General features: G+C 64.9%; 19 protein-coding genes. 4 read left to right on the top strand and 15 right to left on the bottom strand.

Annotated features, from left to right (window positions below; translation table 11 throughout):
- Positions 1-17: 17 nt before the first annotated feature.
- The 5 genes from Q9Q95_RS13120 to Q9Q95_RS13100 all read right to left on the bottom strand — a co-directional run bounded on the left by Q9Q95_RS13120 (position 18) and on the right by Q9Q95_RS13100 (position 6364).
- Positions 18-824 (bottom strand): hypothetical protein, encoded by an 807-nt coding sequence (locus tag Q9Q95_RS13120; protein WP_306097578.1) that lies wholly within the window; start codon positions 822-824, stop codon positions 18-20.
- Complete coding sequence (locus Q9Q95_RS13115; RefSeq protein WP_306097577.1) at positions 825-1703, bottom strand: ABC transporter ATP-binding protein; 879 nt, start codon at positions 1701-1703, stop codon at positions 825-827. It lies immediately after the preceding gene.
- A gap of 138 nt (positions 1704-1841) precedes the next feature.
- Positions 1842-3359: a hypothetical protein gene (locus tag Q9Q95_RS13110; protein ID WP_306097576.1), complete on the bottom strand. Its 1518-nt coding sequence runs from the start codon at positions 3357-3359 to the stop codon at positions 1842-1844.
- A complete protein-coding gene (locus Q9Q95_RS13105; protein WP_306097575.1) occupies positions 3316-4455 on the bottom strand; it encodes a glycosyltransferase in 1140 nt (379 codons plus the stop codon). Before Q9Q95_RS13105 ends, Q9Q95_RS13110 begins: the two co-directional genes overlap by 44 nt.
- Positions 4442-6364: an FkbM family methyltransferase gene (locus tag Q9Q95_RS13100; protein WP_306097574.1), complete on the bottom strand. Its 1923-nt coding sequence runs from the start codon at positions 6362-6364 to the stop codon at positions 4442-4444. Before Q9Q95_RS13100 ends, Q9Q95_RS13105 begins: the two co-directional genes overlap by 14 nt.
- 266 nt (positions 6365-6630) lie before the next feature.
- Between Q9Q95_RS13100 and Q9Q95_RS13095 the strand changes: the two genes are divergently transcribed.
- The 4 genes from Q9Q95_RS13095 (at position 6631) to Q9Q95_RS13080 (ending at position 11843) form a co-directional block, all read left to right on the top strand.
- Positions 6631-8784 (top strand): peptidase domain-containing ABC transporter, encoded by a 2154-nt coding sequence (locus Q9Q95_RS13095; RefSeq protein WP_306097573.1) that lies wholly within the window; start codon positions 6631-6633, stop codon positions 8782-8784.
- Positions 8785-8982: 198 nt separating this feature from the next.
- A complete protein-coding gene (locus Q9Q95_RS13090; RefSeq protein WP_371876754.1) occupies positions 8983-10113 on the top strand; it encodes an ABC transporter permease in 1131 nt (376 codons plus the stop codon).
- Between the two features lie 16 nt (positions 10114-10129).
- Complete coding sequence (locus Q9Q95_RS13085; protein ID WP_306097571.1) at positions 10130-10921, top strand: ABC transporter ATP-binding protein; 792 nt, start codon at positions 10130-10132, stop codon at positions 10919-10921.
- A 1-nt stretch (position 10922) separates the two neighbouring features.
- Positions 10923-11843, top strand: coding sequence for an HlyD family secretion protein (locus Q9Q95_RS13080; protein ID WP_306097570.1), 921 nt, complete (start codon positions 10923-10925; stop codon positions 11841-11843).
- Between the two features lie 37 nt (positions 11844-11880).
- Here the strand turns inward: Q9Q95_RS13080 and Q9Q95_RS13075 are convergent, their stop codons facing one another.
- The 10 genes from Q9Q95_RS13075 to Q9Q95_RS13030 form a co-directional block, all read right to left on the bottom strand.
- Complete coding sequence (locus tag Q9Q95_RS13075; RefSeq protein WP_306097569.1) at positions 11881-13461, bottom strand: carbamoyltransferase C-terminal domain-containing protein; 1581 nt, start codon at positions 13459-13461, stop codon at positions 11881-11883.
- Positions 13458-14543, bottom strand: coding sequence for a hypothetical protein (locus Q9Q95_RS13070; RefSeq protein WP_306097568.1), 1086 nt, complete (start codon positions 14541-14543; stop codon positions 13458-13460). The genes Q9Q95_RS13075 and Q9Q95_RS13070 overlap by 4 nt, the downstream gene beginning before the upstream one ends.
- Entirely contained in the window at positions 14540-15931 is a 1392-nt protein-coding gene (locus Q9Q95_RS13065; protein WP_306097567.1) for a B12-binding domain-containing radical SAM protein, read from the bottom strand. Before Q9Q95_RS13065 ends, Q9Q95_RS13070 begins: the two co-directional genes overlap by 4 nt.
- Positions 15932-16012: 81 nt before the next feature.
- Positions 16013-17257, bottom strand: coding sequence for a hypothetical protein (locus tag Q9Q95_RS13060; protein ID WP_306097566.1), 1245 nt, complete (start codon positions 17255-17257; stop codon positions 16013-16015).
- Positions 17257-19110: an asparagine synthase (glutamine-hydrolyzing) gene (gene asnB / locus Q9Q95_RS13055; RefSeq protein ID WP_306097565.1), complete on the bottom strand. Its 1854-nt coding sequence runs from the start codon at positions 19108-19110 to the stop codon at positions 17257-17259. Before asnB ends, Q9Q95_RS13060 begins: the two co-directional genes overlap by 1 nt.
- 2 nt (positions 19111-19112) lie before the next feature.
- Positions 19113-21155 carry a radical SAM protein gene (locus Q9Q95_RS13050; RefSeq protein ID WP_306097564.1) on the bottom strand — a complete coding sequence of 681 codons (2043 nt, stop codon included), beginning with the start codon at positions 21153-21155 and terminating at the stop codon, positions 19113-19115.
- 20 nt (positions 21156-21175) lie between these two features.
- On the bottom strand, positions 21176-22084 hold the full coding sequence (locus Q9Q95_RS13045; RefSeq protein WP_306097563.1) for a hypothetical protein: 909 nt from the start codon (positions 22082-22084) through the stop codon (positions 21176-21178).
- Positions 22081-23205 (bottom strand): geranylgeranyl reductase family protein, encoded by a 1125-nt coding sequence (locus Q9Q95_RS13040; RefSeq protein ID WP_306097562.1) that lies wholly within the window; start codon positions 23203-23205, stop codon positions 22081-22083. Before Q9Q95_RS13040 ends, Q9Q95_RS13045 begins: the two co-directional genes overlap by 4 nt.
- On the bottom strand, positions 23205-23432 hold the full coding sequence (locus Q9Q95_RS13035) for a 4Fe-4S binding protein (protein ID WP_306097561.1): 228 nt from the start codon (positions 23430-23432) through the stop codon (positions 23205-23207). The genes Q9Q95_RS13040 and Q9Q95_RS13035 overlap by 1 nt, the downstream gene beginning before the upstream one ends.
- Positions 23419-25083 carry a radical SAM protein gene (locus Q9Q95_RS13030; RefSeq protein WP_306097560.1) on the bottom strand — a complete coding sequence of 555 codons (1665 nt, stop codon included), beginning with the start codon at positions 25081-25083 and terminating at the stop codon, positions 23419-23421. The genes Q9Q95_RS13035 and Q9Q95_RS13030 overlap by 14 nt, the downstream gene beginning before the upstream one ends.
- Positions 25084-25331: the final 248 nt, after the last annotated feature.

Raw genomic sequence — 25331 nt, 5'->3', positions numbered from 1 at the left:
AGCCCCACCAGACGTTTCTATTCATTCGACAAATCCTGTCTGCCGAATGCGAGGATGGCGAGCGTCAATGCAGATACCGCCCAGAGAAACAACGAGATAGCAGCCAGCGCCGCGGTTTCCGTCCGGATCATCGGCACCCCGGAGGGCGGCAAAATCCACTCCCGGACCACCTCGCCGGCGCGCCCCGGGGCCAGCAACGCCCAGGGCGCGTCACGCCTGGGTACCAGATAATCGAGCCCCATCGCCGCCGTCAGGGACAACAGGAAAGCGGGGATGACGGCGCCCAGCAGCGATCGCGTCAATATCGCAAGAAACATGACCGCCGCGCCCAACACTCCCAGTTCGAACCAGGCGGCGAAGAAGACCGCGCTCGCCTGCCCGACCGCCTGCGCGGACGGCCAATCGACCTGCCCCCGCACGATGCCGGCCGCGACCGCGACGAATCGATCGCCGATTACCGTGAGCACCAGAGCGAGGCCGACCAGCATCAGATAGGTCAGGAATTTCCCGGCGATCAGCGACCGGCGCCCATTACGCGGCACGATCAAACGCCACGTCTCCCAACGGTAATCGTCGGCAACGATGCTCGCTGCGCCAATGGCGAAAAACAAATGCGCCACAGGATTGCCCGCGACATTGAGGACGCGCGCAATCATTCTCAGGTTATCCGAATCCTTCGGCGATCCGTTCTGAAGCACCATCGAGATGTCGAAGGTCGCTGCAAGGGCGAAATATACGAGAGGAATGACGCCATAGGCCCAGAACAGCAGATTCCGATTGCGGGTCGTCCGATACCATTCGCTTCGAATCGCGGCGCCCAGCATCTAGCCGCCAACCCGGTTCAGGAACACGCTTTCGAGCGTTTGACGCTGCCATGTCGCTTCGAACACCGCGACGTTCGCCGCGCACAGCGCCGCGATCAGGTGGGGCGCATCCGCTTCGGCAATGGCGACGACGATGACGTCCCCCTCGACGCGTCCGGACGCCCCGATGATCGACAGCGCAATATGGGCCGGCTCCGCGCGGACCCGAAGCCGTGTCTCGCCGCCGACGACGTCGCTTATCGCCCCCTGAACGATCAGCCTGCCTCCATCGACAATCGCGACGCGGTCGCAAGTCCGCTCCACTTCATCCAGCAGATGGCTCGAAAGCAGCACCGTCGTGCCATCGACTTCCGCCAACTCCCGAACCAGCCGTCGGATGTCGAGGATGCCGGCTGGGTCGAGGCCGTTGGTCGGCTCGTCGAGGATGATCAGATCCGGATTTCCGATCATGGTGGTCGCGATGCCCAGTCGTTGCTTCATGCCCAGCGAGAAGCCGTCGACGCGGCGATCCATGGCGTTGGAAAGGCCGACCCGCTGCAACAGCTCCGCCTCGCCGCCAGCAGGATGGCCTGTATTGAGAGCAACCCATGCGAGGACCTCGCGCGCGGTGAAGAAAGGCGGGAAGCGCGCGCCTTCGATAAACGCCCCGACGCGCCGCAACGCAGCCGAGGTGCGTTCACGCCCGAAAAGGCCGATGCTGCCGGAAGTCGGCCGCACCAGATCCATGACGATGCGCAGAAACGTGCTCTTGCCGGCCCCATTCGGCCCGAGCAGCCCGAAAACGCCGCCCCGGGGCACCTCGAGATCGAATTGCTGGAGGGCGCTCACCCCGCCCGGATAGCGTTTCGTGAGTTGGCGGGCCTCGAGGGCGACCATCATGCCGCCATCCGCCGGACGGGACCCAGGCCGCGACGCGCGCCGGAGCCGCTCAAAACAAAGCTGCAACGGATCGACACCAGACAATCGCTACCAGACGAGCGAAGGGACCACATCTGCAAAGATCTCGCCATCAGACGCCTACAACTTTCTTCCTGCAAGAATCGTCTTGTCGAATTTGCGTGGGATCGCGTTTTTCAGACGCTTATATGCCGCCCTGAAACGATCGCGCCACCGTGCCCTGCGGCCCGATGTCGCGGGGTTGAACGGGAACAGGTTCAGCTCCGGCCACATGAGATCGAGCAGGTCGATCGTCAGTCTTTGCTCGATTCGGTAGCGATGGGGCAGTCTCAGCATCAGATCGATGATCCGCCGATCGTTGAACGGACTGATGCTGATGCCGCCGTGACAATGGCCATAGAAGGAAGGTCCCGAGCAGGAGCCGAGCCACAGATCGACCAGTGCGATGTCCAGCTGGAGCGACAAGGGGACGGGGCCGAGCGCAGCGCGCCACACGTCCCCCGCCGCTTCCACGGAGGGCGGAAGGCGCTGCACGTCCACGCCAAGTCGTTTGAGCAACATGTCGGTCGACAAGCTTGTTTCGCCGGCATCCGCCTTGCGCCAGTCGACCGATCGCCCGAGTTCTCCCGCGAGGCCGGTGAGACTGAACCGCGCCATCCGGGCGACGTGCTTCGAAGTGGTCGCGAGCTGGAGCGTGCGTCCGGCGACGCAGGTGCCGGTATCGCGCAGCCAGTCGGCGAGGTCGGCCTCGATCGGATCGAGACAATCGAGTATGCTGTGACGTAAACCGAAGCGCGCGGCGATGCGGCTCGCCATCTCGGTATCCCCGGCCCCGGTCCGATCGGGAAACCTGAAAGTCGAAAACGTAATATCGTCCACATGATCCCGCGCGGCCGCCAGCATCATCCGCGAATCGCGGCCCGCCGTGAGGTTGCACATCACCTGGTCCTGCGCTGCCACCGCTCCGACATTCTCGCGCAGCAAGCGGGCAATCTCCGCCACCATCGGGCCGGTTTCGCTCCCGTCGCGTAGCGCATGCAAATCCGTGTCCGGCCAATAGCGTCCGGCCACGAACGTCTCGAGGTCCAGAACATGGTTGGGGAGCAACCGGCGGACGTTTCTCCGGCCGGTGAGCCCGAAGGGATACCAGTTGCTCTTGGCGGGAATGTCGAAAGCGGCCTGCAATTCGACGTCGTCGCCGCAATCTTCGATCGACGGGATGAGTCCGGAGCTCGACGCGAACACTCTTTGCGACGGACAATAGACCGCCGGAAGAAGGCCGCAGGGATCGGGATAGGCGCGGAGAACGCCACCTCGAACCTCGAGAATCAGGAAGCGGCCGGAAATGCCGGTGAACAGCGGCGCGCATGCGCTTTCGCTTACCGCCGCCGTCTCGCCATCGCACAACAGACGACCTTGGTGAATCGGCCAGCCGAGTATCAGACCCTCGCCCTCGGCATGTGCCAAAGCGATCAACGGCAGATCCGGCGCGCTGTGCAGGATGAAGCCGCCGATCCCGGTGCGCTTCCAACCCGGGGGCACGTCCATCGCGCGAGGCGCAAGCAGAAATTGACGGCTGAACATCCGCTTGTCCTCAACTATCTCGAGCTTGGGCGAGGCCGGCATTGCGGAAGGCATGCACCCGCCGGATCCGGTCGACGAACTCGCCTTGCCCGTTCGCCCAGCTCTGGGCCCGCGCCGTCTTCAGCGCGCGGCGGGCCATCGCCTCGCGCATGGCGGCTGGCATGCACAGAGCCGTCCGCAGCGCCTGTTCCAGTCCCGCCGGTTCGCAGGGATCGAACAGCAAGCCATCCCGCCCTTCCTCGATCAGGTCCACCAGCGTGCCCCTGCGCGGCGCAATCACCGGCACCCCGAACGAAAGCCCGAGAAGCGCCGATCCCGAGGTCAGGATCTGACGATACGGGAGCGCCATCCAGTCGGCTGCATTGAGGAAGACTTGCATCTCCTCCGGCGCAATCTCCTGCGGCTCGAGCGTCAGCCGGACATGAGAGCGCAACGCGGCCGCCTCGATCCCGGATACCTCCATGCCGCTCGGGCGCCCGGCAACGACCAGGTGAACCGGTGGTCCGCCGCGCGCCGCGTTCGGCAGCACCGCGATCATTTGCTCTATGCCCTTGTAGGGACGGATTGCCCCAAGGCACAGAAGCACCCGTGCATCCTGCGCGATCGAGAGCCGCTGTCGGGCCTCGGCACGCGTGATCTCGTTGGGATAGGTTCCGATATAATTGCCGTGCCGGATCATCAGTTCCTTGCCGACGACGGCGGGGAACACGCGTCGCACCTCCGCAGCGGCGGATTCGCTGTGCAACAGCACGATATCGGCCGCCTTGCCGACCAGCGCGCCGAGCATTTGATCGAGCGCCGGATGCGGACTGTCGTGAGAGGCGAGGTTGTGCACCGTCCAGGCGAACACCCCGCCGCCGCGTTTGAACGCGCCCAGCCGGCGCAGGAAATCGGAAACTCCACGGCGCGCCTGAAGTTCGCTGCTGTTGCCCCTGATGATCTGGTTCAACCAATGCAGGTGAAAGCAGACCGCTTTCGAAGGATCTGCCGAGATCGCCGCCAAGGCGGCCTCGATCGGCCCGTGCTCCGCCCCCAGCTCCTCTGGCGCCGCAGAATAGAAGAGCTGCTGATACGGATTGGTGTAGCGCGGCCAATAGAGGAGCTTGACGGGATCAACACATCCGACCTCCATCGGCTCAATCCACGCCACGCGATACGCCCAATCTCGAAAGCAATTCAGCTTCCCGTTCGGCGGGCAGAAAGAAGAAATTGTTGATGTAGTCGGGGTGGCGTTGCCCGCCGGCCGTCTTGGCAAGTCCGGGTTGCTGAAGATGTGCGAAGTCGAAATTCTCGGCGCTTCTGAGCGTTCCGCGATGCAGATACCAGCCTCGGTAGCCGCATCGCTCGAGCGTCTGGAAAATCTCTCCGGATCGGCCCGGATGATGCCGATCCTCGATCTCGACGAGCAGGACCGGGCGACATCGCGCGATCAGCGCCGAGGCTCCGCGGAGCACTTCCAGCTCATGCCCTTCCACATCGATCTTGATCAGGTCGACATGTTCCAGCGTGAGCGCGTCGATACGCTGGAGCATCACAGGGTGGCGTATTTGCGCGGCCCCGTTGTTCGCCGTCTCCACCAGTGAGGCTCGCGAGCCGAGCATTCGTCCCTCGCCCGCTGGAACGAAGAGGCTCGCGGCGCCATTTCGGTCGCTCGCCGCTGTCGGGATGATTTCGACGTCGCGACCCTCGAAAAGAAAGCGAAGCTGCCGCACCGCGTCCGGGCGACATTCGAACACGAGCACCCGCGCTCCGGCGTCGCTGAGGCTCAAGGCGTAAAGGCCGATATCGCCGCCCACGTCGATCGCGGTCGAGCCGCGCCCCACCAGCTTGCCGACGAGCGTCAGCTCGGGTTCGTCGGTCCGGGCGATCCTGCGCAACTCGTCCAGTGACGGGATATGCGCCGTCGAAGGAGGGGATGCCAAAGCCCGCGCATTTCTTTCGGGGTCCGGCGATCGCACCTTGGCGACAAAGGCAGCGGCCGCGTGCGCTCCGGTCGAGGGCAGCAGCCGATGCGCGGCTTCGGACATTCGCGCGCGAACCTCATCCAGCAACATGGTTCGGATCGCATCCCGCAAGCCGGTCTGGAAAGCGGCGCCGCCGCCGTCGTAGCGCATGACCAGCCCGGCCGACGCCTGCTCCACCGACAAGGCGCGCGCGAGCTGGTCTTCGGTATCCTGCGGCGACTCCCTGGGAATGAGGATCGCCGGCAGACCGCATGCCAGAAACTCGTGGACCGCGTTGTACCCGGCCGCGGAAATGGCGAAATCGAACGCGTTCAGATGCGGGAAATTCGGATAGCTGCGCAGAACCTTGCCGCGCGGCAAGGCCGGCGCCGCGTCGCGGCCCAAAGGCGACATTCCGAGGACGACATAAATTTGCGAAAGTTCCGCGAGCGCCGAAATGACGTCCCTCAGAACATTTTCGATGCTCACCTTCGCGCCGCTGCCGAGCTGGACGTAAACCGCGACGGCCTCGGCCGGAATTCCCAGCTTCTCGCGCGCGGCCGCCCGATCGCACAAGGATTGCGGATCGAAGGAAATGATCGGATCCACCGATATCGACTTGCCGTCGAAAGCAACCGGCGCGGCGCCGGCCTCCTGCGGGCGCAGCAGATAATCGAATGCCGCCTCGATTTCGTCGGGCAGCTGGGTCGATTCCGGTTTCTCCATTCCCCGCCGGATCCAGATACGCGCGATGTCGCGCACTCTGTCGAGCGCATCTATCAGCCCGAAAAAGGGCACGTAACCGTCGAAGACGACGAGCTCCACCGCGTGGTTCCGAAAGATGCTCTGCGCGGTCAATCTGACGAAGTCGTTCCAGTTCTCCCACCCGATATCGCCCTGTATATCGGCGAAATAGGGCACGTAATAGGTCGTGAAACCGGCAGCGCGGGTGATGGATAGATCGGGGGTGCTTATCAGGAACACGATGTCCCGACTGTCGTCGATGATTTCGAGGGATTTTGCGACCGACAGAGCGCGGGTGAGATGCCCCATGCCCGCTCCATTGGTGGTGCAGAACAAAACGGTCGGTTTTCGCTTGCGGAGTTTCTGCTTCAATGCCCGCCCGATCTTTCGGATAGGCGGCGTGCCGCGGATGCTCGACCAACTGCCTACGCGATTTCGAGCTCTCATCGGCACGATGCTACATCATCGAATATACTATTGTCACTCTCCACAAGATGAGGTCCACTCGGCACAATGCGCAGCCATTAAACGGGAGTCCGCATGCGAAGCAATGCCGCCGCAAACTCCGCCCACGACTTGTCGCGTCGATGCCGGAGGGACGATGCGGGCAGCTCCGGTTCCGCCAGCCGCGGGACGGGATGAACAAGGCGGGGATCCGGCCCCGGCCAAGGGTACCGAACTGGCGTTTGGGTCGCCGGCCGCCGCCGGTCGTGCGCCGAAGCACCACCGTTACCGACGAGGCCGCCTGCATCGCAATGATTGCCCGGCACTATGGCCTGCCCGAGGCGCCCCCGGCCACGGAGCATCAGACCAGGGACGACGACCAGCGCGAGGGACTCGTCACCCGGGCACATGACTGGGGTCTTCAGGGCAATTGGCACGCCGAGGATCTCGAAAGCCTTGCCGGATCCGGGCTCCCGGTGATCCTGCAATGGGGGCGAGGCCGGTTCGTAGTGCTCGACAGCGTGGCGCGGGGCCGATGCGCGATACGAGACCCGGAGCACGGACAGCTCTCGCTGCGCCTCGACGACGCGAAAGCGCTATATGGCGGGTATTTTCTGAAACTCGTGTCGACGCAGCGCTCGCACGCCCACGCCAAAGCCAAGCTGCGCTCGGCCGCCCGAAGGAAGCTGGGCGCCGCCATCCTCTCCGGCGACAAGCTCGTCGCGCAGATCGCACAAGGCATATTCCTGTCCTGCCTGTTGCAGGTCTTCGTGCTTGCCAGTCCCTATTATATGCGCCTGTCGCTCGATCGTGCCGTGCCTCGCAACGACGCCGAACTGCTCGCGCTTCTCGCCGTGGGATTCGGGATCGTCGCATTGCTCCGCACCGGCATCGACTGGCTGCGCGCCATCGTGTTGATCCAGCTGACTCAAGCGATTCACGAGCGCATCGTCGGCAAGCTCTTCCGGCATTTCATCCGCCTGCCGATGCGCTGGTTCGAAGAGCGTCCCATCGGCGAGATGACCGCACGCTTCGATTCCTCTTCCGAGCTCAAAGACCTTTTCACGCACGAACTGATTGCCGCCTTCGTGGACGGGGTCATGGGAGTCCTCACGCTTGCGGTGATGTTCTTCTACAGTCCGTTGATGACCCTCCTGACGCTGGCGGCCTTCGGCCTCATGGCGTGGGTCCGGGTGCGCTCGGCGCCTTCCCTCACCGCGTACGAAGACGAAATGTGGCGCGCGACCGCGAATGAGAGATCGCACTTCGTCGAGACGGCGCGCTCGATCCAGGCCATCAAGCTGATGGCCCATGAGGCGAAGCGGGAAGCGCTGTGGCGCGACCGCTTTCAGGAGACGCTCGGCAAGCGCCTGGCATTCGCCCGACTGAAGGCCTCGCTCTCTATGGTCGAGAACGGGATCAGCGGGCTGGAGACCACGCTGACCATCTATGTCGGCGCGCTGCTGGTGATCGGCGGCCAGATGACGATCGGAATGCTGTTCGCATTCATCATATACAAGATGAACTTCGTCGCGGCCTCGATGCGGCTGCTTCAGGCAAGCACGCGCTACAAGATGCTCGACGTGCAGCTCGAGCGGATCAGCGACATCGCCCTGCACGATCGCGAATGCCTGGCCAAGGATGTCGCCCTGAACCGCGAGCTTCGCGGCGAAATCGAGTTGCGCGATGTGAGCTTCGCTTATCCCGGCAATCGTCACCTCCTTCTCGATCGCGCCAGCCTGACCATCGCCGCGGGCGACTTCGTGGCGATCACGGGCGCCTCCGGAGCAGGAAAGACGACGTTGCTCAAGCTCATGGTGACTCTGCTTCAGCCATCCTCCGGCACCCTTTTGCTGGACGGTGTTCCCGTAGCGGACTGGGATCTCGCGGCAGTGCGATCGCAGCTTGGCGTGGTGATGCAGGAAGACACGCTCGTCGCGGGCAGCTTCGCGGAGAATATCACCTTCTTCGACGCAGACTCCGAACTCGACTGGATACGCCACTGCGCCCGGACCGCAGGCCTGGACGCGGAAATCATGGCGAAGCCCGAGGCCTACGACACCCCGGTCTCCGACTGGGGGACGGCGCTATCGGGCGGCCAGCGCCAGCGCCTGTTGCTCGCGCGCGCCCTGTACCGCCGGCCGCGTATCCTGTTGCTCGACGAGGGGACGAGCCATCTCGACCTGCAAACCGAACGCGACGTGAACCGTGCGATCTCGAATCTCGGCATAACCCGCATCATGATCGCGCATCGACCCGACACGATCGCTGCCGCGGATCGCGTGTACAGGCTTGCACAAGGGAAGATCCACACGCTGGTCAACGGCGTCGCCATGGCCGAGAACTGACCGTGATCGCACGCAGAAACGAGCGACCGGGCGAGTGCGGCCCTATATCGGCGGCTCGCGCTCTTCGCGCAACTTGGCCCGGGTTTGCTTGACCCCCTACCCGACGCCGGTTATGTCATGCACTAATCGTGAGAAGACGCGGCACGACCGATCTGACTACAATTACCCCGGAGCAGGATAATTGATCGAACCGCGGAAATGACTATTGCGCTCTCGATCCTGCTACATGAATCCCGGCGGTATTTAGGCGCGATATTTGCGCTATCCTTGTCGGGCATTCTGATTCTCGGCCAGATTTCGCTGATGTCCGGGATTGGCGGCGCGACAACGGCGATCGTCGATCGCTCGAGAGCGGATCTGATTGCGCTTCCGGCAGGAGACCGAAGCTTCGCCGGCGGCGTCCAGCCCGATCGAAACCTGCCGTTGCTCTTCATGCACCCGAACGTCCGGCAGGTGCAGGATCTCGACGGCAAGTCGACATTGATGGCAACGGTCGCGGGCAGCGCGAGCCGCGCGCAGGAGCAGGTCTATGTCGTCGGGATCGATCTGGAATCGAACTCGCTCACCCTTCCCGGCGATTTCCCGGAGAGCGCCCGCTCGGCGCTCCTGCAGCCCAGAACGGTCGTGATCGACCGATCTTTACTGTCGCGGATGGGCATCCAGACGGGGGATCGCCTCACCTTGAACGGCCGCCTGGTCGAACTCGCCGGCACGGTCTCGACCTATCCTTCGGTGCTTCGGCCGGTCGCATTCGTGTCGCGCGACACCTTGCGACTGCTCGATCTGAATGCCCCCGCACATTATGTGGGCACGTTGCTGATCGGTCTTCATGATCCCGCCAGCGCCGAACGGACCAGCGCGGAACTCAACGAAATCGCCCAGGGCAGCTTCCACGCTTACCCCCGCGAGCAACTCGCGCATATCAACCGCCGCAGCTTCATGACCAAGCAGGTGATCGGTCTGACCCTCGGCTTCTCGGCCTTGCTCGGTCTCGGAATCGGGCTCGGGGTCACCTCGCAATCGATGCGCAGCGCATTGCTTTCCGAAATCCGCCCGTTCGCGGCATTGCGCGCACTGGGCGTTCCGATGTCCGCGCTTCGCCAGATCGTATTCGAACTTGCCCTCTGGATGCTCGGTATTTCCTGCGTCGCCATGATCGTCTGCGTTCACTTGCTGGCATGGGCGGCCGACAGCTACGCCGTACCCTTCGACTTCTCGTGGCAGGCCGCGATAATCGTGATGGCGATGCTGCTGGGCGTCGCCATGCTCGCGGGGCTTTCGGCGCTTCGCGTGCTGAAGCAGGCGCAGCCGATGGATCTGTTGCGGTAACGGCTGGAACCCGGCGTTGCGCAACCTGCTCCCGGACCGGCTCCGCCGCTCGCTCGCCACCCGCTCCCCGCCGGCGGTGCCACCGGCCCGATCCGACATCGCGTTGGCGGGACACGCGATCAGCAAGAGCCTGGGAAAGGGCCGGGCCCGATCGCAGGTGCTGACATCGGTCGACTTCACCGCGAGACGCGGCGAGATAACCATGCTGACGGGTCCGTCCGGTTCGGGGAAATCGACCTTGCTGGCGATCCTTTCCGGTTTGCTCCTGCCGGATTCAGGCAGCGTGCAGGCTCTCGGCATCGAACTCGGCTCGCTCTCGACGGCGCAATGCGACCGATTTCGCCTGCGCAATTGCGGCTTCGTCTTCCAGGGGTTCAACCTGTCGCCGGCGCTCGCCGCGTGGCAACAGGTCGCAATCGTATTGCGCTGCACCGGGATGAGCGCATCGGCGGCGCGTACCCGTGCCGAGGCCGCCCTCGACAGCGTCGGGCTGGGCGCGAGGGTCAATCAGAAACCGTCCGAACTGTCCGGCGGCGAGCAGCAACGCGTGGCGATCGCCCGCGCGATCGCCAAGGATCCGATGCTGCTGTTCGCCGACGAGCCTACCTCGGCCCTCGATCGCGAAAATGGCGAAGCGGTCATTCGCCTGCTAGAACAAGCGGCCGGGCAGCGTGGCGCCGCGATTATCTGCGTCACGCACGACCAGCGACTGGAAAGCTACGCCCATCGCCTCGTGCGCATGGAGGACGGGCGGATTCAAGCTCCCGACGCGCCTTTGACACCGCATCTCCAGAAGCGAGAAGACTAGCATGCTGCAGTTGCTCCGTCCGATCAGGGTCTGGCTCGGAATTGCCGCGATTGTTCTGGCATTGCTGCTCTACCGTTCGCTGCATAGCGCGAGCGATGCCCAGCCGGCCCCTGCGACATCGCCCAAACGGTTCGCCGCGATCAGCAACGGCAAGGTCGATGTGGAAGGGGGGATCATATCGATCGCGGCACGCGTGCCCGGGATCGTGCAGACCGTCCTCGTCCAGGAAGGGGACCGCGTCACCAAAGGGCAGGTGTTGGCGCGCCAGGACGATACCGAAGCGCAACTGCGCGTCCGCAGCGCGCAGGCCGCCGCGGACGAAGAAGCGGCGGCAGCCGCTTCGCTCCGGGTGAAGCGCGCTTCGGCGGAGCGCGAACTGGCGCGGCTCCGTCCATTGGCCGATCGCGGCTTCGTGCCGAAACAGCGGCTGGACCAGGCGCGAGACCTGCTGGCGGTGACGCATGCGGACCTGCTCGCACAAGAGGCCGCCGCGGCAGCCGCGCGAAGTCGGCAGCAGGAAGCGATGAACAGCCTCGAACTCACCAATATCCGGGCCCCTTCGTCGGGGCTGATCGTTCGCCGCTACGCCAATCCGGGCAGCGGCGCCTCGACCCTCAACGTCTCCACGATGTTCGAGCTCCAGCCCGATGCGCCGCATATCGTTCGCGCCCAGATCAGCGCGGCCACCGTCGCGGCGATACGCGTCGGGCAACCCGTGGAGATCGTTCCGGAATCCGATTCGTCCAAGGTCTATCCCGGCCGCGTCCTCCGGCTCGGCGCGGTGTTCGGCGCGCGAACGCTTCAGTCCGACGATCCCTATGAACGCAATGACGAGCGCGTGCTCGAAGTCGTCGTCTCGGCGCCGGAAGGGCCCTTGCTGATAGGGCAACGGGTCATGGTCCGCTTCCTGCCAAAAACCTAGGACCGCGATGCCGACCGGCGGCATAGCGCTCCGCCCGCTATCGGCTCAGCGCGAGGCCGTTGCAGACGACCAGCGCGACTTCGCTGGCTTCCAGATCGTCCAGCGCGTGATCCAGTCGCTGCGCGATCGGACGTCCGGGACCGTTCAGCGACGTATTGATCAGGCAATTGCCGCCCCCGATGCCCTCGTATCGTTCGAGCAGGTGCCACAGCTCGGGCCGGGCATGTCGCGACAAGGTCTGGATGCGTGCCGACCCGTCGACGTGCAGCGCTTCGGGCGCGTCGAGCGCGGCGGCCCGGTAGCTGTGCAGCATATGCGGCGAGCTGGCCTGTCCCGGAAACAATCGTTCGAAGGTCTCCTCCCGGACCACCGGCGCGAGCGGACGAAACCAGTGCCGCGCCTTGACGCCTTCGCTCATCCGTTTCCGCATGCCCTGGTGATTTGCGCTGCCCAGCAGCGAGCGCGCTCCGAGCGCGCGCGGTCCGATCTCGGCAGCGCCATCGATCCAGGCGATTATCCCGCCCGCGGCAAGGTCGTCGGCCGCGCGGTCGCGATCATAGGGCCGGACCTGCCAGCCGCGGCGCTCCGCGGTCGCCACGATGGCCGCTTCCGGTTCGGCGATGCCGTTGGAATAGACGTCGATCGGCGCGGCGCCCTCGCCGAAATGGAATCGCGAGGCGTAGATGCCGGCGCCCAACGCCTGTCCGGCATCGTTGCACGCCGGGGGGACCGCGACGTCGGCGGCCAATCGTTGCCGTAATTCGGTATTGGTCGGAATGTTGAGCGCACATCCACCGCCCAAAGCGAGCCGCGCGCCCGTTTCCCCAGCCAGGGCGTCGGTGACGACGGATACGATCGTATCGGTGAAGAGCTTCTGCAGCGACGCCACCACGCGCGCCTTTGCCGCAAATGCATCGAGACCACCGAGACGCTGCGCCAGCGCCGCGCCGATCTCCCGCTGCTCGCCCAGCGGCGCGGAAAGCACCGAATCGGGAACCGCGCGAAGCGCGTCCATCACCGTTTCGTCGGGCGCGCCATAGCCGCCCATCGCCATCAACGTGCCCGCGGCGCCTGGTGCCGAACCGAAGCCCATCAGCTCGCCCAGAGCCGACCAGCCGAAACCGGTCGCATACCAGGGAAGCAGATCGTGCCGGCGAAGCTCCATCCTGCCGCCCGCGGCATAGAACAGCGCGTTGCGCGAGAAGGTACCGCGGCCTTCGTTCACCAATATCAGTGCCGGGTCGCCGCCCGGCAACCAATGCGCGGCGAGGGCCGCGTGACTGGCCTCGTGCGCCACCACGAGGCAGGGCCTGGCACTGCCACGCACCTCGCAGGTGGTTTCCACCGCCAGCGCGCCTTGCTGAATGCGTCGATACACTTCGGCCAGGTCGGGGATACCGACCAGCGAATTGCGTATGTTGGTGGAGACGGCGATCAGATCGGCATCGGCCGGCGTGAGACCGGTATCGCGTTCGAGCGCGTCGAGCGCAGCGTCGCAATACGGTTCGAAGCGCCGACGCGTCTCGCGCTCCGCCTCCATCGAATAGACCAGCCTGCCGTGCTCGAACCAGGCGAGGCCGGCATCGTGACCGAGCGTGTGGAGCGCCAGAATTCTCATTTGTCGCTAACCGCCGTGCTGCCGGCGCTGCCCCATGCGACCTCGCCTATCGACTGGCGGACCGCGCCGAAGAGTGCGAGCCGGCCGACGACCACCGAGAACCACAGGAAGTAGATCCCCTTGATCGCCAGCTTCCCCATGCCGCGCGGAATGCCATGGCTCGAGTCGAAGGGCGCCAGGGGCCAGAGCCCGTGGAAGAGCATGTGCCGGAAGTAGAAACGCGCGCTGTCGTACGGCGCGTCGGCCATGCAGATCGCGTGATGGTGCAGCATGCGGTTCAACCGCCGCAGGGTTCCCCGCCACCCCGATCCGACGACATGCTGGCATTCCGCGCCTTCGATCAACCGAAGCGCCGCGAGCGGTTCGGGCGTACCGGGCCGCAGGAGCCGAAAGCAGATCTGGCCGTCGTCCGAATGGTGATGCGGCGACAGTCCGCCGCGCACCACCTCCAGCGACACGAGCGCGCAGCATGCATGCGGATAGTTCATCGCCGGGCGGGTCAGCGACTTCATCCGGAACAACAGGCGCGCGGCCCGGCTGTCATAAGGGCGGCCGCGCTTCACTGCACCGACGGCGCAGGGATAGGGCATCTGGCCGAATTGCCGGACGAGCCGCGCGAGGCAGTCCGGCGCCAGGGTGATGTCGTCATCGAGGAGCAGCAGGCCATCGGCGCCGATGCGCTCCGCCTCCGCGATCGCGACATTGGTCGAATAGAGCTTGCCCCAGCAACGCAGCGAGAAGGCGGATATCCCGACTTGCGGACAGCGAAGGGCCTCCAGCTCGGCCTCGAGCCGCAAGCGGATCCCCTGCTCGTCGTCGCTGTCGTGCTGAAGGCCTATCACGAGCCATGCCGGCCGCTCGGCGGCGACCGCTGCCAGTTGCGCCACGACTTCGCGCCGCAACAGGCGGGCGCCGGGATCGTCGAAGCGAGAGAGCATCGTCGGCAATATCGCGAGGATGGCGCCCCGCGATGCCGGCGGGCGTGCACCCACCCATAATGGCGCGGCAGCCGGCGCACCCGGCTGCGGCCAGCCGGAAGCGACGAGACGTTGCAATGCGGTGCGAACCGCGGGAGTCGTCACATGTCCCTCTCGACATTGGACTGGCTTCGCCCGAGCGACAGCAGCCCCGAGGAGACCTTCATGAACATTCCGCGCCCCGACATGGATTTGAGCACCACGCCCATGCGCCGCGGCCGCAGATAGAAGCGCCGATATGCCGTGCGCGCGCGTAGCTCCGCGTCGGGCACGAGATAGGGTACGCGCTCGGTCACGCGTCCCGCGACATAATCCCGCCAATAATCGGGCGAGACCAGCCCGCGCGCGGCCGCCTCCCGGAACAAGCGCGTGCCGGGAAGCGGCGTAGCGGCGTAAAAGGATGCGTAGTCGAGACCACTTTCGATCGCGAGCTGCACCGTGTCCTCGAATTCTTCCTCCGTTTCGTCGAGATAGCCGACGATGAAATATCCGAAGGTCTGGATTCCGGCCCGGCGCGTGGCGCGGACGGTATTGCGGATCCGCGGGAGATCGGTGAGCTTGCCCATATGCGAAAGGATGCGCTCGCTACCGGATTCGATACCGTAGCGAAGCCGCACGCAGCCCGCGCGCGCCATCACGCGCAACATCTCGGGATCGACGATATCCACGCGGGTCGGGGCCTCCCAGCGGACGCGTAGCCCTCTTCGGCCGATTTCCTCGCAGATCTGGTAGACGCGCTTGCGCTTCATCGTGAACACATCGTCGTAGAACATGATCTCGCGCACGCCCCACCGGCGGACGAGGTGCTCCATCTCGTCGACGATATCCTCCGCCTCGCGGAAATAGGATTTCTTGTCGACCGCCTGCTTGAAGCAGAAGCTGCACTGAAACGGGCACCCGCGGCTCGAGATCATCGTCGTGAAGGGGTGCTTGGCCACCAGCGAACGGAAACTGCCGATGGGAGGGGAATCGCGTTGCGGCCAGCCGAGCTCCTGCAAGGGCAGCATGACCGCGGCCGGCGACGCGAAGCCGCGCCCGACCAGGCCCGGCGTTCCCTCTACCGGCGTGCCGCTGGCCATGCGCCGGCACAGCTCGACCATGGTGGTGACCCCCTCGCCCACGCCGACATAATCGATGCTGTCGTGCAACAGATTCTCGGCCACGATCGCTTCGGTATGCGGCCCGCCGAGGATTACCTTGGCGCCCAGTGCGTGCGCGATGTCACAAGCCTGTTTCGCGCCGGGGAAGCCGGGTGTCGTGGTGGTAACTCCGACCAGATCGGGACGGAACGCCTCGAGGCGGACGCGAAGGTCCTCGTCGGCGAGCTGCTCGACCTGTGCGTCGATCGTGAGCACGTCGAAGCCGGCTTCGGCGAGCGCGCCGTGAATATAGGCCAGTCCGAGATGCGGCAGGGTGCCCGCACGCGACTGCAGCAACGGATGCTGGCGCGTATTGGCGCAGACATCGTGATTACGGATCAGCGCGATACGCACGAGCGGTTCCCCCTGAACAGAAGACATGCGGGACGCGGGCCCGAATTTGCCGCCATTGCGGCGACAACAGCCGATGGACGGTCATTGCGATGCAAGGGCGACCTCCGCGGAATGCACGATCCGGTGCGCCGATGAGATCGCCGCCGCCGCTGCAGCCACGCTCAATTCCGGTCGGAAGAGCGTTCGGCGCAACGCATCGATGCGGTCCCGCCAATCGGGAATCCGCTCCCCGGCGACGATTGCCGACAGCTCGGAGACCAGCGCCGCGGGATGATCGGCGCCGCTGCCGAAACCCTTGTCTCGAACATAATCGAGCACCCAGGCTTCCATCGGCAATCCACTGTCCAGCAAGAGGCAGGGAACGCCGATGCGCAGCGCCTCCATCACCGTATTCGGGCCGGGCTTCGAAACCAGCAAAGGGACCTGGGCAAAGTCGAGCCGGGCCAGTTCCGCCAGATATTCCGCCTGCGACAGCCGCCCGAACCCCCGCCAGCCCAGCCGGTGGCGTGCCGCGAGAGCATTGAAGGCATCCACCGCGGCCGGATCCGCCGCGTCGATGAAAACCACATCGGCCCGGGCCGCCAACGGCGACGCGGCCAGCAGGGACGCGATCTCGAGAAACGGGGGGCCGCCGCGATTGCTCAGGATCACCAGCTGCACCGGCTTCATGGTCGCGCCGCGGCCAGCAGGACCACCGGCTTCGCCGCGCCCGCCCGTCAACATCGCGGCCAGATTCTCGGCGGCGGTGATCGCACCCAGCACGAAGACGCGTTCGGGCCCGCAGTCGCAATGGGCCATGACTTCCTGCCGCGCTTCCTCGATTTGCACCATATGCGCGTGCGCGGTGGTCGCACGATGGATCGGCAGCCGAAGCAGTCCGTGATTGGTAAGATGGTTCACCACGGCGATCGGTCGATCCAGCTTTCTCGCCGCAGCGACCGCGATCCGCGTTATCGCACCCTTGGTTCCGATCACGACGTCTGCCCCGGAAGCCCCGATCGCTTCGGCCACCGCCTCGATCGTGGGCGCCAGAACCGGATTTCCGCCGGTCAGCTCGAATCCGGGCGTGAAGACCTCCGCGGCGAGCTCGTTCATGAGGGAAAGATAGCGCCTCGCGCGATCCTGCGGACCGGCGGCTTCGAAGGTGAGCGCCCGGATGCGGGCGCCGATCGTGGCGAAGAGCGGAGCGATTTCTTCGATCGGTCCGCAACCGACGATGTCATGGCCGGCTTGCTCGACGACCGATGCCAGCGCCCGGGCGGCCAGCTGATTGCCCATCTCGCCCCAGGTGCCGGCGGAAAGGATATGGATGCGATGCCCGGCCATCAGGCAGGTATCCGATTTGCCCAGCGCTGGGCGCTGATCATCGCCCAGAGCTTTTTCTGATGGTCGACGCGGCCCCGGTGATGTTCGTCGAGCAGACGCTCGCAAGCGGACGACCGGAACAGCCGACAAGACGCGGGCGCGTCAAGCAGGCTGGCGCGGGCTTCCTCGCGAAACGGACCGCGCAGCATCGCGGCGAGGGGCATGCGGAATCCGCGCTTGCGCCGCTCGCGCACCGCGGGCGGGAGCAGATCGGATGCGAGCCGCCGCAGCGCCAGTTTTCCCTTTCCACGGCTGTACTTCGCGCGGCGGGGCATTCCGAAGGCCGCAGCGGCAATGTCGGCGCCGAGGAAGGGCGAGCGGATTTCGAAGCCCAGCCCCATCCCTGCCCGGTCGATCTTCGTCAGGATCACGTCGGTCAGGAAATGGCGAAGCATGCCCAAATGGGTCTGCGCGATCTGATCGGCAGGGTCGTATCGCGCGCCCGGCCACACCATCGGCTCTTCGGCATCGCCAAGCTGTTCATGAAGTTCCGGAGCGAGGACCGCGGGGAGTTCCTCGGCATCGAAGGCACCATAGACCTCGGCAAACCGCATATGCGGCGCCACGCCGACACCACGGGTCAATTGCCGCAGAATGAGGGCGGGATGCATGTTGCGCGTGCCCGCCGGGATCAGTGCGAGCAACCCTCGCAGCATCCGCTCGTCGAGGCGATCGGCCAGGCGATACAGCGCCAGAGTGCTGTAGAATGGATAGCCGAAGAAAAGATCGTCGGCGCCGTCGCCGCCCAAAGCGCCCTTGACCTGTTGGCAGGCCGCTTCGACGAGCAGACTCGTCGGCAAGAGCGACGGGTCGCCGATCGGCTCGTCTACTGCATCCAGCAATCGGGTGGCGGCAGCGGCGAGATCGGCCAATCCAACGCGTACGATGTGGTGCTGCAGTCCCAGCGAGCGTGCGGTTTCGGCGGCAGCGTCGCTCTCGTCATAGCTGGCTTCCTCGAAACCGAGCGTCCAGGCGGGCGGCTGGAGATCCGCGCGACATGCGGCTGCCGCGACCAGCGCGGAGTCGAGCCCGCCGCTCAGGAAAAGGCCGAGCGGAACGTCGCTGGTGGTCAGGCATCGCCTTACGCGCTCGACGAACAAGGCGGTCAGATCGCCCGCGTCTTCCGGTTCATCGTCACCATGGATGGCGGGCGCCCAATATCGGCACTCGCGCGCCACGCCTCCCGAAAACGCAATGGCAGTGCCGGGCGCAACCTTGCGCGCGCCTTTGAGCATCGCGTGGGGCCAGCCTACCGCATTGTATCGAAGGAATCCGACCAGCGCGTGCGGATCCACGCCGGCCGGGGCCAGCACCGCCAGCGCGTCGAGCTGGGAGGAGAATGCCAGTCCACCTCCCGGCAGGCACGCCCAGAAAAGCGGCTTCTCCCCAAAACGATCGCGCGCCAGGAGGAGCGTTCCCGCACTGCGATCGTGGAAAGCGAGCGCGAACATCCCGTCGAGCCGCGCCAGCGCCGCGAAACCGTCGAGCCGCAGCAAATGCAGCACGACCTCGGCGTCACAATGCCCCGTCAGCGTAACGCCACGCCGCGCAAGATCCGCTGCCAGTTCGCGCGCGTTATAAATCTCTCCGTTGAAGGTCAGCGCTGCCGAACGGTCGGGCGTCTCCATCGGTTGGGCGCCATGTTCGGCATCCAGAAAGCTGAGCATCGTGTGGCCGAGCGCCACGCCCGCGTTCCAGACGCTGGCCCGGCCCTCGGGCCCCCGTGCACGCAGGCGTTCGAGCGCGGGCGTCAGCCTGGCGAGCGCCTCGCCGGGGCCGATCGCTGGATCAGCATAGCCTGCGATACCGCACATCGTCAGTCCAGCTCTTGCCGAAGCGTGTCGCGCGCATCGGCATCGATCACCTCGCCCAAAGTGTTCGCGACATCGGCCAGCAAAATTTCGAGCAGGCTACGCATGCGGTCCGGCATGTCGGCGATCGTGGACGGAAGCGCGATGCCGAACTCCGCCAGCTCGGCGCCGGCGGCCGCACGCACCGCCGGGTTCTGCGCGCCCACGGCGACGGCGGCGCCGCCGAGCACGGCATAGGACCCGTGATGGATACGCCCCATGAGGCGCAAGCGCTGGCGCCCGTCGATCCTGTCCTGCGCCAGACGCAACAACAACATCGTGAGATGGTTCGCGACGTTCATCCAGCGAGCACCGTGACCGGCGGCGATCGCGATCGCTGGAAACCGGTATGTGCTCGTCCAGTTCTCCGCGGCGCGCGCGCGCGCGATCTGACGGATGAAATGACTGTCCGGCAGCGGCTTCATCTCATTGTGGAGATAGGTGACCTTTTCGAACACGCGCCCGATGCTCGGAAAACCCGCGCCATTCTCGACAGCGGCCTGCAGATCGACTGCCGAGACGGGTGCGCCGGGCTTTGACAGCAATGCGTCCCGCCGCCCGAGGAACAGAAAATTCTCGCCGAGTTCGTCCGGGCTCATCATCTGATCATAGGTGATGAACGTCACCCGGCTATCGATGCGGAGAAGCGAAAGAACGCGCATCGATTCGATCGCCTGCTCCGCCGTCTGCCCTTTCACGAAACGGGTCAGAACGCTGTCGGAACCCGATTCCACTCCGATGAGAATCCGGCCGAGCCCCGCGTCGCGCGCCGCCGCCAATGCTTCCCAGCGGCGCGCATGCCAGTCGAAATCCCGATCGGGATCGACGATCTGATCGACACGCGTGTTGATTTCCCAACGCACGTCCAGCGCGCGCGCGGCAAAGGCATGGGCGAAATCGGCGAGCCGTTCGGTGACGTCGATCTCGGACGAATAGCCGATGAACTCTTCGTCGACGAAGTAGATGCTTCGCGCCTGGGCTTCGGTGACGTCGAGGGCGGACACCCAATGGGCGATCGCTTCGATCGAGGCGGGAACCGAAGCCGCCCGCCACTTGCGGGTCTTGTGATCGCGCGGGCAGAAAGTGCAGGCGTTGTAGGAACAGCCCCGGCTCAGCTCGAGTCCGAACGCCACCCGCCCGGTGCGCAGCCGCTCGACGCTGTCGGGCGCGGGCAGGACCGAATCGTCCAGCGAGGCCAGCGCGACCGGATTGCGGCGCAAGCCCGGCTGCGTGGGATCGCGCCATATCGCGCCCGAGATCTGCGCCCGGGCGATCTCGCCGCGCTGCAGACGAACGGCGTCGATCATCGTGTTTTCGCCCTCGCCGGCAGCGACGATCAGTTCGGGAAAACGGCCGATCAACCTCTCGGCGTTGAGTCGCGCGAGATAATTGCCGGCAAGCAACAGGCGGCCAGGGGCCTGGCACAGCTCGAGCAATTCGATCGCATTCTCGACTTCGTCGAAGTCGATCGAGATTCCGACGATCTGGGGATCGAAGCGATCCAGCGACGCAATGAGGTCCTCGCGCGAGGCGCCCAGTTTGAAGTCGAGCAGCTCGACGCGCGCGAGCAGATGCTTGCGCAGAAAGCTGACCAGCAACCCCAGTCCCAGCACCGGGGAGGCAATATGGTCGAACCCGCTGAAACTCGGATTTACCAGGAGCAGTCGCGGTGCGGCGATGGCAGCCGCCCTCGCCCGATCGGAAAGATTCCATACGCCATCCGCGATCCAGTGGACTTCTCCCGCGCCGACGATCGCCTCGATCTGATCCGCGACCGAAGCGTCGCCGGAGGAGACCAGCATGTTCGTGCCGTCGAACGACACGAAGGCGGCCCTTGCCGCATATTGCCCGAACACGATGACGTCCGCCGCGACGCCAATGTCCGCGAGTGCGCCTCGAACGCGCCCTTCCGCGGTCGCCGGCCCGCAATACATATCGTCCAGCGCGAATCTCATCTGCCGCGCGACCGCGAGCACCGAACCCTCGCTCGCCGCTGGCGCGAGGCGCATTGGACGGGCGGTATCCAGCATCAGATCGCCACCGGCTGCGACATCTGTCCCGGCGCCATGGCGTTCCAGTCGAGCGGGAGGAATTCGAACACCTTCGTTCCGGCACCGCGCAGGCTCTTCGCGAGTTCCGCGCAACCGGCCGCCTCCGCCGCCCGCGCGACCGCTTCGAACTCGTCCGCGAGGAAACGTTCGGTGGTCTGACGGCCGCCGGGCGAAGCCAGCCGAGCTTCCATCAGCGCGGGATCCCCGCCTTGATCACCGCCGAGCGCCAGCAGCACCGCGTTGGCGGTCTCGCCACGGGCAAGGTCGGTGGCGACGTCGAGCACATCGTCGATATGGCCGCAGAGATTGCCGAAACTCTCGATCAGATCGACGAGAATGCGCGTACGCTCCGCCGGCAGGTCGAGCGCGGCTGCGCACGCTTCCGCGGTCAGCGCGAAGAATGCGCCAATGCGCTGGCCGCGCACGCGAATGGCCTTCGCGTCGTGAACCTCAACCCGCTGCGTGACGTTGCGCCATGCCCGCACGAACGCAGTGCGTGCTGGCGCTGCGAAATCCGGCGACCATTGCGCGGTCAGCATGGCCTCGAAAATCAGGAGATAGAGCACCCCGAGATGCTCGACCTGGGCACTCTCGTCCTGATCGAACAGGTCGTCGACGATCGAAGTGGTGATGTTGATGAACAAGGTCGCGCGGACCTGCGCGATCAGCCACGCCTCACGTTCCGTATCGAGACCCAATGCCCGCGAGACCGCCCAGATGGCAGGATATCCCATGCATTTGCCGCCATAGTAACCGAGCAGCGGGCGCAACTGCGCTTGTTCGATCGGCTCCAGCGGCTCGAGCAGGCGCAGGCATTCGTCCCGCACCCGCCGCCGGGTGTCGGCGGCGTCGACAATTTGCAGAAGCAGGTCCGAAACATAGGTCATGCTGCGCCCCTCGTCATCATACCCAGATCCTGAGCGACCGAGAGATGCGCGTTCCGGGCGGGCAATCGGCGGATCGCAGCATCGAGGTCATCGTCCGAAATACCGTTCAGATACCGGCGTATCGCGAGGGACCGCATGTGGAAGTCGCGGTTCTCGCTGCGCCATAATTGATCGAATTTGCCGAGCGACTGCGCGGACCTGTCCCCGCGTCCGGCCGCATCGGCAAGGACCTTGCCGGCGAGCGTTCCCGAGCGCACCGCATTGCCGATACCTGCGCCGGTGAGCGGGTTCACATGCCGCGCCGCGTCCCCGACGACGAGCGCGCCTTCCACATGCGCTGCCGGCAATGGCCGCGTGATGGGCAACGCGCCGGCGCGCATGTCGTCGAGCGCCGCGCCGCGCCATTGCCCCGCATAAGCGCGAAGCGCGGCCATGGCACCCGGCCCGCCGGCCCTGGCTTCCATCCCCACGCCGATATTGGCGCGACCTTCGCCAAGCGGGAACATCCAGGCATAGCCGCCCGGGGCGATATCGGCCCCGAAACGCAACGCCGGCAGCATATCGTCCAGCCCCGAAGCGGTGAGCGTCCCGAACGCCGCCGCGGCGATGCCCCTCAGACTGCCGGCGGAGCGCAGTCCCAGCCAACGCGCCGTGCGCGACGCAACGCCGTCGGCAGCAATCACGTAGCGCGCCGACAGTTTCAGCGCGCGACCGCCATCGATCTCGAGCTCGAAGAAGGACGCATGCCGTTTCAGGCCAACCAGTTCGGCACCCAGAAGGATTTCAGCGCCGGCAGCCTCGGCGAGGCGCACGAGATGCACGTCGAACAGCCGGCGATCGATCATCCGGCCGAAATCTTCCCCTTCGAACACCGCGGCGGCACCCATCGGTCCGCAGATAGCGTAGGCGGAAAACCGCTTCACCGTCCAGGCTCCGTCAGGATCGACTGCCGCCGCGAGCGAGGAGGTTCGCAGCAATTCGCCGCACCGAACCGGCCGATCGAGCGTCGGATGCCGCTCGATGAGCAGGGTGCGCCATCCCGCCGCGGCAATTTCGCGTGCAGCCGAAGCGCCCGCCGGTCCGGCGCCGACCACGACGACATCCCACGCCACGGACGGCATCAGCCCGCGAACCCCGCTTTTTTCACGCCCATGGCCAGTGCCTCGACGGGACAGAAGGTGACGCAGAAGCCACAGCTGATGCAGGCATCCTCGATCAGCGACCAGCTGTCGGCACGCACCCGAATGGCGCTGGTCGGGCAGATCGCGTTGCAGCCATCGCAGAGATCGCAAAGCGACACATCCACCCGCACCGGCGCCCCGCCGCCGCAAGGCTCAATGGTCGACAATGAATTCCACCGCTTTGCAGAAGCCCTTGGTCTTCTTGCTCTTCCAGTCCAGCGTCCGGCGCATGTTCTCGCGCCACCAATTCTGATTCAGATTGGTCTCTTTGATGAACTGCCGGGTCTCGCCGCCATTGGCGTCTTCAAAATCGTGATAGATCGCCAGCCGGCTTTCCGGATGGTTCTCGAGCACTTTCAAGCCATAACGTTCGGCGTTTCGGAAGAATTCCGATCCCCGTTCGAACTTGAACATGTGGGGATGCAAATACACGAAGTCTTTGATGGTATCGAGGAAGTCGAGAAGCTCGTCCAGATCCTCATACGTCTCGGACGGCAAACCATTCATCACGCCGGCGGTCGTGTATATACCCGCCTCCGCGCAGTCCTGAAGCACCCGTCGCATCTCTGCCGGATTTTGCGGTTTGCCGATGAAGTCCAGCACCTTCTTGCTGGCATGCTCGACCCCGAAGCTCAGCACGTCGAGGCCCGAACGGCGCGCCACCTCGAAGATTTCCGGCGTGAAGGACCGCTCGGCGCGACAGAATCCCGCCCATCGCAGGTTCATGTCCTCGGCGAGGAACGTCTCTGCGATCTCGCGCACGCGCTTGGGCGGCATGGCCGCATCGACGAACGCCGCGACTTCGTAATCGAATTCCTCCGCATAAGCCTTCAAGTCGTCGATCACCTTGGCGATCGGCTTGGAGTTATGGCCGTGCGTATAGGTCAGGATGTGATGACAGAACTTGCACTTGCCCCAATAACAGCCCCTCTCGCTTTCATAGGGAAGCACATTCTCGCGCCGGTAGTCCGTCAGCGGGAACAGCGCGGGCCGCGGCAGATTCTCCGCTTTGACGGGGGTCGAGTTCGGGAAATACGGGCTGAACGCACCGCCTTCGTTGATCATCACTCCGGGGATCAACCCCTTCGGCCGACCGCCGCCCTCCCGATCGAGGACCTGCAGCAACTCCGTGAGAGGCGCTTCGGCCTTTTTGGGAAGAATGAAGTCGATGTCGCGCAGCAGCACGGCTTCGAGACGCAGGACGTCCGACATGGCAGTCGCCCAAGGCCCGCCGATCATGACCAGCGCGTCGGGACGGCGCCGCTTGATCTCGCGTGCGATCGTCAACGTGGCGATGACCTGGTTCTCGCCGTCCCAGCCCATGCCGACCAGGAGCGGGCGATCCGCCGGCGCTGCGGCGATGCGGTCGATAAAGGAATTCGCGCGCGCGAAGGCGATGAACGGATTGAACCGTTCGTCCTCGAGGAAATCCGGAAGCCGCGAATAATTGTTGCAGACGATTTCCGCGAAACCGAACGGCAGCGGCAGGCGCACCTTCTCGGTCGCGGACCTCAAAAGATAGCTGTCCCGAAAAACGGGATCCGAGGTGATCGCCTCGTAAGCCGCCTGAATCCGGTCGGCATCCAGCTCGTTACCGCCGAACTGACGATTGAAGGCAATATTCAGATCGCACGATTCGGTCACGTATCCGGCCTCGCGGCACCATGCGATCAACGCGGGAATACCTATGCTCTGAAAGCTCAGATCCCAAACGGGTGCGACTGCGAAGAATACCGAAGTTCGAGGCTGAGGCTGAGTCGCGTCCGGTGCGCTATAGTCAGCAGACACCGTCGCGCCAGTGAGGCACTCGTTCAGCATGACACTAATCCCTTCGCCGTGGGGGACTTGGTAATGCGCCATATGCGCAACGGTACTCGAACCTATTCTGGGTTCTGGCAATTGGTCAAGCCACTAAAAGCGATATTTTGGAAGCGTCGAAACGACTATTCCTAGCGTGTCCTGCGGACGGCACCTATTCTACAGAATCCGCATCAAATCGATTGTTTCTGATTCTTGACCGGATTGAATCGTCCGCCGCATCTCGTGTCCGAGACTTTCCGCGCCGC

The organism is Sphingomonas sp. DG1-23, from assembly GCF_030730875.1.
Lineage (GTDB): Bacteria > Pseudomonadota > Alphaproteobacteria > Sphingomonadales > Sphingomonadaceae > Sphingomonas.
This window is presented reverse-complemented; position numbering and strand designations above follow the sequence as displayed.

What these genes read in the sequence shown, in the direction of transcription:
- Q9Q95_RS13120 (WP_306097578.1), bottom strand. Translation starts at nt 824, where the DNA reads ATGCTGGGCGCCGCGATTCGAAGCGAATGGTATCGGACGACCCGCAAT.
- Q9Q95_RS13115 (WP_306097577.1), bottom strand. Translation starts at nt 1,703, where the DNA reads ATGATGGTCGCCCTCGAGGCCCGCCAACTCACGAAACGCTATCCGGGC.
- Q9Q95_RS13110 (WP_306097576.1), bottom strand. Translation starts at nt 3,359, where the DNA reads ATGCCTTCCGCAATGCCGGCCTCGCCCAAGCTCGAGATAGTTGAGGAC.
- Q9Q95_RS13095 (WP_306097573.1), top strand. Translation starts at nt 6,631, where the DNA reads ATGAACAAGGCGGGGATCCGGCCCCGGCCAAGGGTACCGAACTGGCGT.
- Q9Q95_RS13090 (WP_371876754.1), top strand. Translation starts at nt 8,983, where the DNA reads ATGACTATTGCGCTCTCGATCCTGCTACATGAATCCCGGCGGTATTTA.
- Q9Q95_RS13080 (WP_306097570.1), top strand. Translation starts at nt 10,923, where the DNA reads ATGCTGCAGTTGCTCCGTCCGATCAGGGTCTGGCTCGGAATTGCCGCG.
- Q9Q95_RS13075 (WP_306097569.1), bottom strand. Translation starts at nt 13,461, where the DNA reads ATGAGAATTCTGGCGCTCCACACGCTCGGTCACGATGCCGGCCTCGCC.
- Q9Q95_RS13060 (WP_306097566.1), bottom strand. Translation starts at nt 17,257, where the DNA reads ATGGCCGGGCATCGCATCCATATCCTTTCCGCCGGCACCTGGGGCGAG.
- asnB (WP_306097565.1), bottom strand. Translation starts at nt 19,110, where the DNA reads ATGTGCGGTATCGCAGGCTATGCTGATCCAGCGATCGGCCCCGGCGAG.
- Q9Q95_RS13050 (WP_306097564.1), bottom strand. Translation starts at nt 21,155, where the DNA reads ATGCGCCTCGCGCCAGCGGCGAGCGAGGGTTCGGTGCTCGCGGTCGCG.
- Q9Q95_RS13045 (WP_306097563.1), bottom strand. Translation starts at nt 22,084, where the DNA reads ATGACCTATGTTTCGGACCTGCTTCTGCAAATTGTCGACGCCGCCGAC.
- Q9Q95_RS13040 (WP_306097562.1), bottom strand. Translation starts at nt 23,205, where the DNA reads ATGCCGTCCGTGGCGTGGGATGTCGTCGTGGTCGGCGCCGGACCGGCG.
- Q9Q95_RS13030 (WP_306097560.1), bottom strand. Translation starts at nt 25,083, where the DNA reads ATGCTGAACGAGTGCCTCACTGGCGCGACGGTGTCTGCTGACTATAGC.